Consider the following 15298-nt stretch of genomic DNA (forward strand, 5'->3'; position numbering starts at 1 on the left):
AACAATTTCTAACTTTATGAAAAAGCGATTTCTCTCTGCTGCTGCCGTAGCTTTCTTCGGAATGATACTGAATGCTCAGCAAATCAAATTTGAAGAGTATGATCTTCCGAACGGTCTTCACGTAATTCTTCATCAGGATAATTCTGCTCCGGTAGTTACTACAGGGGTTATGTATCACGTAGGAGCAAAGGATGAAGTGAAAGGCAGAACCGGTTTTGCACACTTCTTTGAACACCTTTTATTTGAAGGGACTCCCAACATCAAAAGAGGTGAATGGTTTAAGATCGTTTCTTCAAACGGAGGACAGAACAATGCCAATACGACCAATGACAGAACGTATTACTATGAAACCTTCCCTTCCAACAACGAGCAGCTGGGTCTTTGGATGGAATCAGAAAGAATGCGTGCTTCTGTAATCAATCAAATTGGAGTGGATACTCAGAGAGAAGTAGTAAAAGAGGAAAAAAGAATGAGAATGGATAACCAGCCTTATGGAAATCTTTTCCCAACTATCCAGAAAAACCTTTTCACCAATCACCCATACAACTGGCCTACTATTGGGTCTATGGATGATCTTAATGCTGCGAAGCTTGAAGAATTCCAGGCATTTTATAAAAAATACTATGTTCCCAACAATGCTACATTAGTGGTGGCGGGAGACATCAAACCTGAACAAACAAAAAAATGGATTCAGGAATATTACGGCGGTATTCCCAAAGGAACTCTTTATCCCAAAGATTTTCCTAAAGATGCCCCTATCACTCAGGAAAAAGAAGTTACAGCAACTGATCCCAACATCCAGCTTCCGGCTTATGTTTTCGCATACAGAACACCGGCCAACAAAGAGAAAGATGCTTATGTATTAGATATGCTTTCTTCTTACTTAAGCAGTGGAAAATCATCTGTTTTATACAAAAAACTAGTAGATCAGGAGAAAAAAGCACTTCAGGTAGCTGCTTTTAACCAGGGACTTGAAGATTACAGTATTTTCGCATTCTTTGCTATTCCGATGGGACAGACTACCAAACAGACTCTACAGGCTGATATTGATGCGGAGATCAAAAAACTTCAGACGACTTTAATTTCTGATGAAGATTATCAAAAGCTTCAGAACCAGTTTGAAAATCAGTTTGTCAACCAGAACTCAAGTATTCAGGGAATAGCTGCATCGTTAGCTACTAATCACGTATTGATGGGAAACACCAATCTTATCAATAAAGAAATAGACATTTACAGATCTATTAGCAAACAAGATCTTCAAAATGCAGCTAAAAAATATCTGAATTCCAACCAAAGAATCATTATCAACTACGTTCCTGAGAAAAAATAATTTACCCATGAAAAAGCAATTTACCTATATAGCAGCGGCATTTTTATTTGCAGGAATGCTTTCCGCACAAAAAATTGACATCAATGCAATGCCAAAACCGGGGCCTACCCCTGCCATCAACATTGCCCAACCCAAAACCTTCCAGCTAAGCAACGGGCTTACTGTAATGGTTGTTGAAAACAACAAACTTCCAAGGGTTAATACAACTCTTTCTATGGACAGGCCTCCTTATTATGAAGGAAACATCGCTGGTGTAAGCCACCTTATGGCAGAACAGCTGGACAATGGAACCACGAACCTAAGCAAAGATGAGTTTAATAAAAAAGTGGACTTTCTGGGAGCTAATATCAGCTTTAGCTCTACCGGAGCCACTTCCAACTCGCTTTCAAAATATTTCCCGGAAGTATTGGGACTTATGGCTGATGCAATCGTTAATCCAAAGTTCTCAGCCGAAGAAATTCAAAATGCAAAGGAAAGAATTATTGAAGGCTTAAAAGCTGATGAAAAAAATGCATCTTCTATTGCCTCAAAAGTTTCTAATGCCTTGATATATGGAAAAAACACGTCAAGAGGAGAATTTGAAACGGTAGAATCCATCAATAAGATCCAGCTGGCAGATGTACAAAATATTTACAACAAATATTATACTCCGGATAATGCGTATTTAGTGATCGTAGGAGATGTAAAATTTGATCAGGTGAAACCTTTGATTGAAAAGGCTTTTGGAAACTGGAAAAAATCAAATACAAAATTTGCTGCTTTAGAACCGGCTTCCAATCTTTCTAAAACAGAAGTGAATGTAGTGGATGTTCCTACCGCAGTACAGTCTGTATTATCGGTAAGCAACCTGAACAGTCTTAAAATGAAGGATCCTAATTACTTCCCTGCTACAATAGCCAACTATATTTTAGGTGGCGGTGGTGAAGCCAGGCTCTTCATGAATCTTAGAGAAAAAAACGGGTTTACTTATGGCGCTTATTCCAGCATGACTGCAAGCAAATATTCTCCGGAATTTTCAGCTGAAACCAGCGTAAGAAATGAGGTTACGGATAAAGCTGTAAAAGAATTAATGAATGAGCTTAATGCCATTTCTACCGTAAAACCTGAAGAATTGGAAAATGCCAAGGCTAAATTGAAAGGTTCTTTCATCATGTCTCTTGAAAAGCCTGAAACAATTGCAAGATTTGCTGTAAACCAAAAAATTCAGAATCTTCCTTCAGATTTTTATACCAACTATTTAAAGTCTATTGACAAAGTAACAGCTGCCGATGTTTCCAATGCTGTGAAAACAACGATTCTTCCCAACCAAAGCAGAATTTTCATCGCCGGTAAAGCATCGGATATTTCTGAAGGATTAGAAAAATTAGGGTATCCTGTAAAATATTTCGATAAAGAAGCGAACCCCGTAGCAAAACCTGCGGCACAGAAAGTAGATACCAGTGTGACTATTGCCTCTGTTGCAGATAAATACATCAATGCCATTGGCGGTTTAGCAGCTGTTCAGAAAGTAACTTCCATCACAGCGGATGCCACTACCAAACTTCAGGGAATGGATATGAGCATGAAGCTTACTCAGGCCAAAGGTGGAAAAATGGCTATGGATATGAAAATGATGGGCAACACCATCCAGAAAATCATTTTTGACGGTAAAGATGGATATGCAGAAACCCAAGGACAAAAAATTCCTCTAAATGACAAGCAAAAGGCTTCTATGGCAGAGCCGGAACTTTTCCCGGAACTGACTTTTGCAAAATCTTCTGATTTTAAACTCGCAGGAATTGAAAAATATAATAATGAAGATTCTTACGTGATAAAAGGAGCTAAACAAACCTATTACTACAGTGTAAAAACAGGTCTAAAAACCGGAGAAATAAAAATGGGAGAAGGAGGTGCTATTCCAACCAGTTTTGCAGACTATAAAGATGTTTCAGGAGTAAAGTTTCCGTTTACCATCATCCAGAATATGGGAGGAATGGAAATCAATATGACTGTACAATCCTATGTGCTTAACCAGGCTAAGGATTCTGATTTTAAGTAAAATTTCAGATATATCAATAAAACGGCAGCAGAGAAGCTGCCGTTTTATTTTTGCCGATAAGATAAAATTGAAATTTGATCCGGAATCTGTATGTAAAAAGAGAATAACGTTCAAGCGGCCTTAAAGCAGTCTAAAGATGTAATGCATCGCCTGTTTTGCTGTTTATACTTTCTTTCCATCTTAAATTTTAAGCTCAAAAGTATTGTCTGATCTCTAAACTTTTGCACTTGATTCACATTTACTGTCATCTTTTTTTGTCGTTCAGTAAAAAAAGGTTAAATTTGCCCATTCAAAAAGATATCAGAATTAATGGATACTATATTTACACTATTGATGGTTCTTATTATGATTGCCAGTGTTTTATTGGTGATTGTTGTTATGGCTCAAAATCCTAAAGGAGGAGGCCTTTCCAGTACATTCGGAGGTGCATCATCTGCACAGTTCGGAGTACAAAGAACCAATGATTTCATGGAAAAAGCAACATGGACTCTAGGCGGAACAATCATTGTTCTTATTCTTTTAAGTGTTGTGATTACCGGTAAACCGTCACAAGCGGCTCCTGCACAACAACCTGTAAAAAAGGAAGCTCCGGCTAAGCAATCAGCTCCTGCTTCTTCTACAACTACAGCTCCGGTTCAGGCTCCTGTAACCCCAGCTAAATAAGAAAGTTATCACTTTACATAGAACAAAAGCAACTCAAATTGAGTTGCTTTTTTATTTTAGCTTGATCTTTTCAACCTGGTGCCGGAGTTTCAATCCTGCCTTTAAGAATGAATACTGTACAGGCTTTTCTTCTTTATAATACTTGTCAATGAAAATCTGCATGGCTCCATAAAACCTTTTCAGATAGACATCATCTTTAATGGTACTTTCACCTTTATGATGAAGGATGGAAGCCTTACCATAATAATAGTTTGTATAATGATTTCTCAACAATGTATAGCAAAGGTCTATATCTTCCCCATACATAAAATAAGCTTCATCCAGCCCACCAATCTGTTGGTACACTTCATTCTTAATCAATAAAAAGGCTCCTGTTATGACTTCTACTTCAGCAACAGCATACTCCTCAATATCACTTCTGTAATATGATTTTGAATTATTTTTCTTAAAATTGACAAACAGCTTCTCAAAAGAATTAAACATATCCGGTACTGATCGTTTACTTTCAGGCAGAAAATCTCCCTGAGCGTCATGCATGCGTACCCCAAGGCACCCGAAATCAGCTTTAGAATCTGCAAAATCCAGCAGCTCCCTCATATAAAAGCCCTCCAATTCTGTATCCGGATTAAGGAGCAAAACATATTCTCCTTTCGCTAAACTGATCGCCTGATTATTTGCTTTGGAGAATCCTCCGTTAATCTCAGAAGAAATAAAATGCACCATTGGAAATTCCGCAATAAGGTCTCTCCAGGAGGTATCTGTAGAAGCATTATCCATAACAATAACCTCAAAATCCACTTCTTTTATATACTTTTGGATAGACAAAAGACAGTTTCTGAGTAATTGGGTAACATTGTAGTTAACAATAATAACAGACAACTTCATATTAATCCTTTTCGTTGTACGGTAACCTGTTGATAATAGATCTTCCCAATGAAATTTCATCGGCATATTCCAACTCATCTCCTACTGAAATTCCTCTTGCAATGCTTGAAAAATTTACATTAAAATTTTTGAATTTTTTGTAAATATAATAAGCAGTGGTATCTCCTTCCATGGTGGCACTCAAAGCAAAAATAAATTCCTTAACCTTGGTTTCATTTAATTTTCTTTCAATACTTGGAATATTCAGCTGGCTTGGTCCTACTCCTTCCATTGGAGAAATCTTCCCTCCCAAAATCAGATATTTCCCTGTATATTTTCCAGTATTTTCAATGGCTATCACATCTCTGACATCTTCAACAATGCAGATCAATTCACCGTTTCTCTTCTCATTACTGCAAATCTCACAGATATCAAAATCAGAAAAATTATGACATTCCTTACAGTACTTAATTTCATTAACCAGATTAATCAGTGAGTTCCCAAGGCTCACGGCTCTTGAGTTCGGCTGTTTCAATAAATGTAATGCTAATCTTAAGGCTGTCTTTCTGCCAATCCCGGGTAAACCTGAAATCTCATCAACCGCCTTTGCCAGCACTTTACTTGGGTAATCCATAGATACAAAAATAAGGATTATAGTTGAGGAAAAGTGATAATTTATCAGTTATAATTATGAATTATAGATGACGAAACTCAGGTTCTGCGAAGGAAAAATGAAAGGGGATAATCAGACAATAATCAATAGGCTTTGCTGTTCTTTATTTTTTAAAATGTATAATGTATAATGTATAATGTATAATGTATAATTAATATTTGATATTTGATATTCAAAAATTCTTTTTTACGTACATCCGAGGTCTTGATTCTTGATTCTTGATTCTTGACTCTTAAACACCTGGCTCCTTACTCTCAATTTCCACGCCCATCCCATCTATCTACCCTATTTACATTCTACAGCAAAACATAACTCCCCTCCTATACCCTATAACTCTAAAAAAACCTCTATATTTGCGGCCTAATATGAAAAAAATACACTAACATGGTACTTAAAAACTTAAATTATCCACTGGATTTCAAATTCAAAATCACTACATTAGCAAGTGACTTTAACATTACTGACAAGAATGGAAATTATGTCGCGTATGTACGTCAGAAAATGTTTAAACTAAAGGAAGATGTTGTTGTTTTCAATGACGAGACTAAATCTAAGGAATTGTTCAGAATCAGAGCTAATAAATGGATTGATTTCAATGCTTCTTATTCTTTAAATGACCTTATTGACAATAAAAACTTCGGCAGACTGGCAAGAAAAGGAATGCGTTCTATATGGAAAGCAAGCTATGATGTTCTGGATGCTAATGATCAGCCTAAATTTAAAGTACAGGAAGACAGTGCATGGGTAAGATTCTGGGATAGTTTTGTGGGCGAACTTCCTATTATCGGAATGTTTACCGGTTATTTCCTTAATCCTTCTTACACCGTAACAGGTATTGATGGGAAAGCTTATTTTAAATTAAAGAAAATGCCTTCATTCTTTGGAAGAAGATTCCAACTGGATAGATTAATTGACATTGATGATGAAGAAGAAAGCTTAGTAATCCTTTCATTATTGATGATGACCCTTTTGGAAAGAGCAAGAGGTTAAGAATATAAAACCACAAACCAATGAAATACCTAATCATTTTTTTCTCTGCGTTTCTATTAGTAGCCTGTAAAAAGGATAAAGAAACAGTTTCAGGGACCGCTCCAGCCGATTCTTTAAGTATTGTGAAAGACTCTGCAGCAACAGATACTTCTTCAGGAAAAATTCTGGTTGGAAACATACCTTTTCCAAAAGAAATTAAAGAATGTTCATGTTATTTTGCCATTAATAAAGCTGACTTTGAAGCTGAAAAATACATCTATGCTGATGATGCCGGCAAAACAGCGTATATGAAACTTGACGGTAAAAGACTGGCTATGAACCTGATCTCTTCAAGCGATATGGAAGTGGATGAAGAACTGACCAAAGAAATAGAAAATGGTGATTATAAAATCTCTGTAAAAGGTAAAAAAATAAAAGGCGAAGAGGCTTTACTGTTTGAGGGCACGCTGACGATTGAAAAACCGGATGGAACGGTTTTCACGACACCTATCTACGGAGAATGTGGATGTTAATACAACAAAAAGGGTAAAAGGCCGATTCACAAATTAGGTTTTGGCTCATTTACAATTCATAAAAAATGCTTCTGTATCCTACGGAAGCATTTTTAATTTCGTAAATTTGAGAAAAATAAATTTCAATGGCATTATCTAATATAGAACCGCAGATAATCTGGAAAAACTTCTCCAAATTAAATGCAGTTCCAAGACCATCAAAAAAAGAGGAAAAAGTAATTGCTTTCATCAAAGGATTTGGTGAAGACCTTGGACTGGAAACTACTGTAGATGAAGTAGGAAACGTAATTATCAAAAAACCGGCTACTGCAGGAATGGAAAACCGTAAATCTATTGTGTTGCAATCACACCTGGATATGGTTTGCCAAAAGAATAATGATGTCAATTTTGATTTTGAAACAGAAGGTATCAAAATGGAAATTGATGGGGACTGGGTAAAAGCAAAAGGAACAACTTTAGGAGCTGATAACGGTTTAGGGGTAGCTACGATCATGTCTATTCTTGAAAGCTCTGATATCCCACACCCTGCTTTGGAAGCTTTATTCACTATTGATGAAGAAACAGGAATGACCGGAGCAATTGGTTTAAAGCCAGGTCAATTACAAGGGGAAATTTTATTGAACCTTGATACGGAAGAAGATGATGAGATTGACATAGGCTGTGCAGGAGGTGTAGACGTTACCATTACTCAAAGCTATGCGACGGAAGCTCCAAAAGGACAAACGGTAAGAATTGAAGTAAAAGGATTACAGGGAGGACACTCCGGAATGGATATCCACAAAGGATTCGGAAATTCAAATATTATTCTGGGAAGACTTCTTTACAGCGGTTTAGAGAAACAAAATATTGAATTGATCTCTATAGACAGCGGTGGATTAAGAAATGCTATTCCAAGAGAAGGTGCTGCAGTTATTGCGGTAAGAAACGCTCAGGAATTCATAGAAGAAGCTAAGGCTCTTAAAAAAGATATCTTAGAAGAATTCGCTTCAGTAGAACCTGGAATTCAGATTAATATTGAAATTTCCACCTCATCGGATAAAGCTATTTCTGAAGCTGATTCAAAAAAAGTAATTCTTACATTGAAGTCGCTTCATAACGGAGTATACAGAATGAGTCCGGATGTGGCAGACCTTGTAGAAGCTTCTAATAATGTAGCAAGAGTTGAATTAAAGGGAGGTGAACTTAAAATCTTAAACCTGACAAGGTCTTCTGTAGATTCGTCTAAATATTCTGTAGCAGAGCAATTAAAATCTGTAGCAGAACTAGCCGGAATGGATGTGGTATTCAGCGGTTCTTATCCGGGATGGAAACCAAAACCGGGATCAGAGATCGTGCAGCTTATGGAGAAAATCTACACTGAAAAATTCAGTGAGAAACCTCATGTAGTAGCTTGCCACGCAGGATTGGAATGTGGAATTATCGGAGCCAACTATCCTGAAATGGAAATGGTAAGCTTCGGGCCAACCATCAGAGGGGCACACTCTCCTGATGAAAGAGCTAATATTCCTTCTGCTCAGAAATTCTGGAGCTTTTTAAAGGATATCTTAGCTAATATTCCTCAAAAATAAAATGGTAATATAAACGATATTTAATATCCAAAGTCTTATGATTTTGGATATTTTTAATTTTATAAAAAGCATTTAAAATATGAAAAGTATAACAGTTTTTTGTGGCTCAAGTTTCGGGTCAGATAAAATTTATGAAGAACAAGCTTTTTTACTGGGCCAAACCTTAGCCAAGAAAAATATACAATTGGTTTATGGCGGTTCGGAAACAGGTTTAATGGGAACAATAGCCAATGGTACTTTAAGTGAAAACGGAAAAGTAACAGGGGTTCTTCCTCAATTTTTGCAATCCAAGGAAATCGCACACAAGAACCTCACTGAGCTTATTCTTGTAGAAACGATGCACGAAAGGAAAACCAAAATGAATGAGCTCTGTGACGGGGTGATCGTTCTTCCGGGGGGCTACGGAACCTTGGAAGAATTTTTCGAAATGATTACCTGGGCACAACTCGGACTTCACAAAAAGCCCATTGGTATTTTGAATATTGACGGTTTTTATGATGACTTGATCAAACTGGTTCAAAATATGGTCGATAAAGGATTTTTAAAACAGGTTAACAAAGATATGCTTCTAATCAGTAATACAATTGATGACCTGCTGGAAAAAATGAATACCTACCAGCCTCCTACGGTTGGAAAATGGATTTCTAAAGAGGAAGTTTAATTATAAAAAGAAGGAATATTTTTGGAGTATTCCTTCTTTTTATAGATCCATCATTATTTCTTAGACATAGTTTAGTATTTTTGCAATTAAATTTTTATCACTATCAAAAGAAATAATACCATGAAAAATGTATTTCTAACAGGCTGTCTATTTTTAAGCCAGATCGGTTTCGCCCAATTTAACTACCCAAAAACTCCGGAAAAACCTGCAACGGATGATTATTTTGGAAAAAAGATTACTGACAATTATCAATGGCTGGAAGACCTGAAAAGTCCTGAAGTAAAAACATGGTTTAAGGCCCAGTCAGACTACAGCCATATTATTATTGATAAAATCCCCAATCGTGATGCTCTTTACAATCGTATGAAGCAGGTTCAGGAAATGGGAGGCGACTCTTACGGTTACGCAACACAAAGAGGAAATCTTTATTTCTATGTTAAAACGAAAAAAAATGAAAAGCTCTCCAAGCTTTACGCCAAAGATGTTTCTACAGGAAAGGAAATGTTGATTTTTGATCCCGAAACCTATAAAAAAGATGCACAGATCACTAACTTCACGGTAGATACCAAAGGGAATCAAATAGCCTTATTATTCTCTAAGTCCGGGAGTGAGATTTGTGAGCTTAGAATTTTAGATTTAAAAACTAAAAAATTCCTTGATGATGTACTGGCTCCTATTTGGAGTGAGTTTAATTTTGAGTTCACCCCCGACGGGCAATATATAACCTATACTAAAATGAGTACAGGAGATCCCAATAGCAATATGCTTTTGAAAGAAATGAAGGCTATGATCCATCAGATCGGTACCAACCAGGACAAAGATATTGTATTGGGAGCAAGAGAAGAATATCCTGAACTTAGTATTCTGACAGAACAGTTTCCTGAAGTTTCCTTTAGTGATGATTATAAATCCATAATCTTAAGAATAGGTTCTACGAAATCAGAAAGCCCCGTATTCTATGCACCCTTCTCTTCCATTAAAGATAAAAAAATCAAATGGAAACAAATCGTAAAACCATCGGATGATATCGTACAAACGTTCATCAGCGGAGATCAACTGTTTTACCTTAGCCATAAGAATGCACCAAATTATAAAATAGGATTAACCAGTCTATCAAACCCCGATTTCGATAATGCTAAAGTTATCGTTCCTGAAAGCAGTTCTGTAATCACCTCTATTCACAGCTCTAAAAATTATTTAGTCTACTCACTAAGCAATGGAATTATTCAGGATAAGTACCTGATAGATCTTAAAACACTGACCAGAAAAAAAGCGCCTCTGCCTAGCGGAATCAATTATTCCGCTGCTCTTAATGCCCGTGAAAATGACAATCTACAATGTTATAACAGTAATTGGCTTACTCCTGCTACCTTTTACGATTATAGCCCTGAAAATGATAAAGCGATAAAAAGCAAGTATTTCAACGGAGACAGCAACTACCCGGATTATTATGCATCATACGAAGTAAAAGAAGTGGAAGTAAAAAGTCATGACGGAACCATGGTTCCTCTTTCTATTATTTATCCCAAAAACATAAAAATGGATGGAAGTACCCCTGCTTACATTACCGGATATGGCGGTTATGGAATATCTTCTACACCTCGTTTTTCCAATAGATTATCAGTATTGCTTGAGCAAGGTACAGTAGTGGCTGTAGCCCATGTAAGAGGAGGAGGTGAGAAAGGTGAAAATTGGCACAAAGACGGAATGAAAGCTAAAAAGCCTAATACCTGGAAAGACTTCATTGCCTGTTCGGAATATCTTGTTAACCAAAAATATACCTCTCCTTCAAAACTCATTGGAAATGGAGGCAGTATGGGAGGTGTTCTTATCGGAAGAGCCATTACGGAAAGACCTGATTTATTTGCCGTTGCTATTGCAGAAGTAGGAATGACCAATGTACTCCGTTCACAGAACTCAGCTAACGGAGCCAATCAGATTCCGGAAGTCGGAAGTTTAAAAGATCCTGAAGACACCAAGCACCTTATTGAAATGGACGCTCAAAGCAAGGTAAAAAAGGGGATAAAATATCCAGCTGTTATTGTCAGTACCGGAATGAACGATTCTAGAATTACCCCTTGGGAACCTGCAAAATTTGCTGCCGTATTACAGAACAGTACATCTTCCGGTAAACCTGTTTTATTATATGCAAATTATGAAAATGGCCATTTCACGAGTGATCTTGAAGTCGTCTTCAAAGAATATGCTGATATTTTTGCCTTTGCATTATGGCAGGTGGGACACCCGAAATTTCAACCGGCTAAGAAATAAAAGTAAATAATTCATAAAAACAAAACCCGTCCGAAATCATTCGGGCGGGTTTTTATTAAGATTAAAAAATATTTTCTAAGGATAAGGGGCAATTTCCACTTCAAGTCCTTCCATTGCATCTGCAATATGTAACTGACATCCTAATCTGCTGTTATCTTTCACATGGAAAGCTTCAGCCAACATAGCATCTTCTTCATCTCCCATTGGCTCTAAGCCCGGATCATTAATCACATACACCTGGCAGGAAGCACACATAGCCATTCCACCACATACACCAATAGTACCTTCTTCAGCTAATTCATACGAACGGATGATTTCCATTAGGTTCATGGACATATCCGTAGGAGCAATAACATCGTGGATTACACCTTCTCTATCGGTGATTTTAATATTAACATCTGACATAATTCTGCAAAATTAGTCAATTTTTTTCACAACAGCCTTCTCTGCTTCTTTACGGCTTCCGTCAAATCCGTCTACTCCACTTACCGTAGTATATTTCAATACGAATTTTTTCCCTGGATTTAATCTGTTGTAAACACTTTGACACATCAATGTAGCCTCATGGAAACCACAAAGAATTAACTTTAGTTTTCCAGGATAGGTATTGATATCTCCGATGGCATAAATACCATCAATATTGGTTTGGTAATCAAGAGCGTTATTAACAACGATCGCATTTTTCTCAATTTGTAATCCCCAGTTTCCGATCTCACCCAATTTTGGAGTTAATCCGAATAATGGAATAAAATAATCCGTTTCAATATCATAAGCTTCCTCACCATCCTTTTGTACAGTGATCCCTTCTACTTTTCCGTCACCTTTAATACCGATAACCTCAGCAGGAGTGATTAATTTGATTTTCCCCTGGTTCTTTAAATCCTGTACTTTTTCTACAGAATCCAAAGCTCCTCTGAACTCATTTCTTCTGTGTATCAAAGTAACTTCACTGGCTACATTAGAAAGGAAGATACTCCAGTCAAGAGCTGAATCTCCACCTCCGGCAATAACAACTTTCTTATTTCTGAAGTGTTCAGGTTCCTTAACGAAATATTCAAGTCCTTTTTCCTCATAATCAGCTATATTTTCGAATGTAGGTTTTCTAGGCTCAAAAGTTCCCAATCCTCCTGCAATAGCAATAGCCTTACATCTGTGAACAGTCCCTTTGTTTGTAATCACCTCAAACCATTCATCATCAACCTTTGTATAAGAAACAGCTGTTTCCCCTAAAGTAAAACCAGGCTGGAACTGTTTGATCTGCTCCATAAGATTATCCACCAATTCTCCAGCATTCACTGAAGGATACCCCGGAATATCGAAAATAGGTTTTTTAGGATAAAGTTCCGCCAATTGCCCTCCCGGTTGAGGAAGCGCATCGATAATGTGGCACTTCATTTTTAATAAACCAGCTTCAAAAACTGCAAAAAGTCCTGTAGGTCCTGCACCTATGATCAATATATCAGTGGTTATCATAATGTTTAGATAATTTAATTATACTTGTAACTGCAAATTTACTAATTTTAATGCGAAGCATATTTAATTGATTCTAAATAAAAACCTGAGATTTGTCAAATAACTATCTTTTAAGATATTAAATTTGGCAATATTTTTGTAAATGACATAACTATGAAGAAAATCTTAAATCTTTTTGCTGTATTTATATTCGCTTTGGGCTCGGCCCAGCTCAACAATATAGCAGATGGTGAATCTATTACTTTCAGAATCCACTATGGCTTTCTGAATGCCGGTAGCGCCAACCTTACCACCCAAAAAACCAACTACAAAAACATTCCTCACCTCTATGTAAAAGGTACCGGAAAAACTACTGGAGCTGTAAAAGCATTTTTTAAGGTGGAAGATTTATATGAAAGCTTCATCAATATAGAAACGGGACTTCCGAGTTTTTATGTAAGAAATGTACGGGAAGGAAGCTATCGTCAGCACTTTGAGACCGCTTTTAATCACGATAACAATACTTTGATACTAACTGATAAAAAAGAGCCTGCTAATGGCTCCAAGGTTATAAAATCAGTAAAAGGAGTTCAGGATATGCTATCCTCTTTTTATTATCTGCGAAGTAAAGCACCGGACGAATTAAAAGTAGGAACGGTCATCAATATGAATGTATGGATTGATGACGAAATGTTTCCTTTCCAGCTGAAAGTTACCGGAACAGAAAACCTGAAAACAAAATTCGGGACGATCAACTGTCTTAAAATTATTCCCTCTGTAAAAAGCGGAAGGGTATTTAAAGAAAAAGAAGGAGTAACGATGTGGGTTTCCAATGATTCCAATCACATCCCTATGCTGCTGAAAGCAGAATTGGCTGTAGGTTCCCTGAAAGCAAGTATTGATGATTTTAAAAATGTAAAATATCCATTAAAGTTTAGCAAATAAACTTTAGTTTTTTAAATAACAAGTGTCTGTAATTTTTTACAGACATTTTTATTTTCCCCATGTAATATATCCCGGATTTCAATTGTCTTTATTATAACAGCAGGAGAATACTGATGCTGTACTGATAAAGGAGTAAGAAGTAAGATCCCCCCCCTTTTCAGCAAACAGGACACGTGTAAATTTTTCAATAAGATCTGTTTTTAATTACGTTTTGTTTCTTAAGTCAGTAATTAAAAACAAAAACCTCCGGAAATTCCGGAGGTTTGTTTTTTATAAAGATTTAAACTGTTCTAATGTTCTGATATCATTTTCAAAGAACATTCTGATATCACTCATTTGGTAAAGAAGCATGGTAATTCTTTCAATACCCATTCCGAATGCATATCCTGAATATTTCTCAGAGTCGATATTTACGTTTTTAAGAACGGCAGGATCTACCATTCCACACCCCATAATTTCCAGCCAGCCTGTTCCTTTCGTGATTCTGTAATCGGTTTCGGAATTCAATCCCCAATATACATCAATTTCAGCACTCGGCTCTGTGAACGGGAAATAAGAAGGTCTCATTCTGATTTTAGATTTTCCGAAAAGTTCTGTTGTAAAGAACTGAATGGTTTGTTTTAAATCAGCAAAACTTACATTCTCATCAATATATAAACCTTCTATCTGATGGAAGATACAGTGAGAACGTGAAGAGATGGCTTCATTTCTGAATACTCTTCCCGGAGATAATATTCTGATTGGTGGCTGATTTTCTTCCATATAACGGGTTTGTACGGAAGAAGTATGCGTTCTCAAAAGGATATCCGGATTCTGCTCAATAAAGAAAGTATCCTGCATATCTCTTGCCGGGTGATATTCCGGAAGGTTAAGCGCCGTAAAGTTATGCCAGTCATCTTCAATCTCAGGACCATCCGCTACTGCAAATCCAATCGATTTAAAGATTTCAATAATTCTGTTTTTCACCAGATTGATCGGATGTCTTGAGCCCAATTCCAATGGAAAAGCAGGTCTTGTAAGATCTTCTTTTTCTATAACAACAGAAGATGCGGAAGCATTTTTCAAATCTTCCAATTTTACAGCCACAGCTTGTTTCAAAGTATTGATCTTCTGTCCGAAATCTTTCTTCTGCTCGTTAGGAACTTCTTTTAATGTTTCGTAAAAATCATTAAGAACTCCTTTCTTACCGCTGTACTTAATACGGAAGTTTTCTATCTCTTCTTTAGATGTAGTATTGAAGCCGTTTACCTCGATCAGTAGTTCTTCTATCTTTTCTATCATTATTTTACCCTTTCAAAATGTTTTGCAAAAATACGATTTTAAGTTTAATA

Annotated in this window: 14 protein-coding genes; 9 read left to right on the plus strand and 5 right to left on the minus strand. The window is 36.6% G+C overall.

Features of this window, described 5'->3' with window-relative positions; translation table 11 throughout:
- Window positions 1-16 precede the first annotated feature (16 nt).
- From B8967_RS15485 to secG, 3 genes are all read left to right on the plus strand, one after another.
- Window positions 17-1330 carry a M16 family metallopeptidase gene (locus tag B8967_RS15485; RefSeq protein WP_084086685.1) on the plus strand — a complete coding sequence of 438 codons (1314 nt, stop codon included), beginning with the start codon at window positions 17-19 and terminating at the stop codon, window positions 1328-1330.
- Window positions 1331-1337: 7 nt separating this feature from the next.
- Window positions 1338-3368, plus strand: coding sequence for a M16 family metallopeptidase (locus B8967_RS15490; RefSeq protein WP_084086686.1), 2031 nt, complete (start codon window positions 1338-1340; stop codon window positions 3366-3368).
- A 309-nt stretch (window positions 3369-3677) separates the two neighbouring features.
- Window positions 3678-4031 (plus strand): preprotein translocase subunit SecG, encoded by a 354-nt coding sequence (secG, locus tag B8967_RS15495; RefSeq protein WP_047493852.1) that lies wholly within the window; start codon window positions 3678-3680, stop codon window positions 4029-4031.
- Between the two features lie 51 nt (window positions 4032-4082).
- Here the strand turns inward: secG and B8967_RS15500 are convergent, their stop codons facing one another.
- Both B8967_RS15500 and recR read right to left on the minus strand, forming a co-directional pair.
- Entirely contained in the window at window positions 4083-4922 is an 840-nt protein-coding gene (locus B8967_RS15500) for a glycosyltransferase family 2 protein (RefSeq protein WP_143330540.1), read from the minus strand.
- Window positions 4918-5529 (minus strand): recombination mediator RecR, encoded by a 612-nt coding sequence (recR, locus tag B8967_RS15505; protein WP_047493845.1) that lies wholly within the window; start codon window positions 5527-5529, stop codon window positions 4918-4920. The genes B8967_RS15500 and recR overlap by 5 nt, the downstream gene beginning before the upstream one ends.
- Before the next feature lie 423 nt (window positions 5530-5952).
- Between recR and B8967_RS15510 the strand changes: the two genes are divergently transcribed.
- The 5 genes from B8967_RS15510 to B8967_RS15530 all read left to right on the plus strand — a co-directional run bounded on the left by B8967_RS15510 (window position 5953) and on the right by B8967_RS15530 (window position 11570).
- A complete protein-coding gene (locus B8967_RS15510; RefSeq protein WP_047493842.1) occupies window positions 5953-6558 on the plus strand; it encodes an LURP-one-related family protein in 606 nt (201 codons plus the stop codon).
- 20 nt (window positions 6559-6578) lie between these two features.
- Complete coding sequence (locus B8967_RS15515) at window positions 6579-7070, plus strand: hypothetical protein (protein ID WP_047493839.1); 492 nt, start codon at window positions 6579-6581, stop codon at window positions 7068-7070.
- Window positions 7071-7195: 125 nt separating this feature from the next.
- Window positions 7196-8638: an aminoacyl-histidine dipeptidase gene (locus tag B8967_RS15520; RefSeq protein ID WP_084086688.1), complete on the plus strand. Its 1443-nt coding sequence runs from the start codon at window positions 7196-7198 to the stop codon at window positions 8636-8638.
- A 79-nt stretch (window positions 8639-8717) separates the two neighbouring features.
- Window positions 8718-9299 (plus strand): LOG family protein, encoded by a 582-nt coding sequence (locus B8967_RS15525; RefSeq protein ID WP_084086689.1) that lies wholly within the window; start codon window positions 8718-8720, stop codon window positions 9297-9299.
- 120 nt (window positions 9300-9419) lie between these two features.
- Window positions 9420-11570, plus strand: a complete 2151-nt coding sequence (locus B8967_RS15530) for a prolyl oligopeptidase family serine peptidase (protein WP_084086690.1) — start codon at window positions 9420-9422, stop codon at window positions 11568-11570.
- A 75-nt stretch (window positions 11571-11645) separates the two neighbouring features.
- On the opposite strand, the gene B8967_RS15535 is transcribed toward B8967_RS15530, so the two are convergent.
- Complete coding sequence (locus B8967_RS15535) at window positions 11646-11975, minus strand: 2Fe-2S iron-sulfur cluster-binding family protein (protein ID WP_084086691.1); 330 nt, start codon at window positions 11973-11975, stop codon at window positions 11646-11648.
- A 12-nt stretch (window positions 11976-11987) separates the two neighbouring features.
- A complete protein-coding gene (locus B8967_RS15540; protein ID WP_047495207.1) occupies window positions 11988-13043 on the minus strand; it encodes an NAD(P)/FAD-dependent oxidoreductase in 1056 nt (351 codons plus the stop codon).
- 153 nt (window positions 13044-13196) lie between these two features.
- Here B8967_RS15540 and B8967_RS15545 point away from each other — a divergent pair, with 153 nt between their 5' ends.
- The gene (locus tag B8967_RS15545) at window positions 13197-13967 is read left to right on the plus strand and encodes a DUF3108 domain-containing protein (RefSeq protein ID WP_084086692.1); all 771 of its coding nucleotides are present in this window, start codon (window positions 13197-13199) and stop codon (window positions 13965-13967) included.
- A 270-nt stretch (window positions 13968-14237) separates the two neighbouring features.
- On the opposite strand, the gene pheS is transcribed toward B8967_RS15545, so the two are convergent.
- A complete protein-coding gene (pheS, locus tag B8967_RS15550) occupies window positions 14238-15248 on the minus strand; it encodes a phenylalanine--tRNA ligase subunit alpha (protein WP_047495215.1) in 1011 nt (336 codons plus the stop codon).
- Between the last annotated feature and the right edge of the window lie 50 nt (window positions 15249-15298).

This window comes from Chryseobacterium sp. YR221 (assembly GCF_900176315.1).
GTDB classification, from domain to species: Bacteria; Bacteroidota; Bacteroidia; order Flavobacteriales; family Weeksellaceae; genus Chryseobacterium; species Chryseobacterium rhizosphaerae.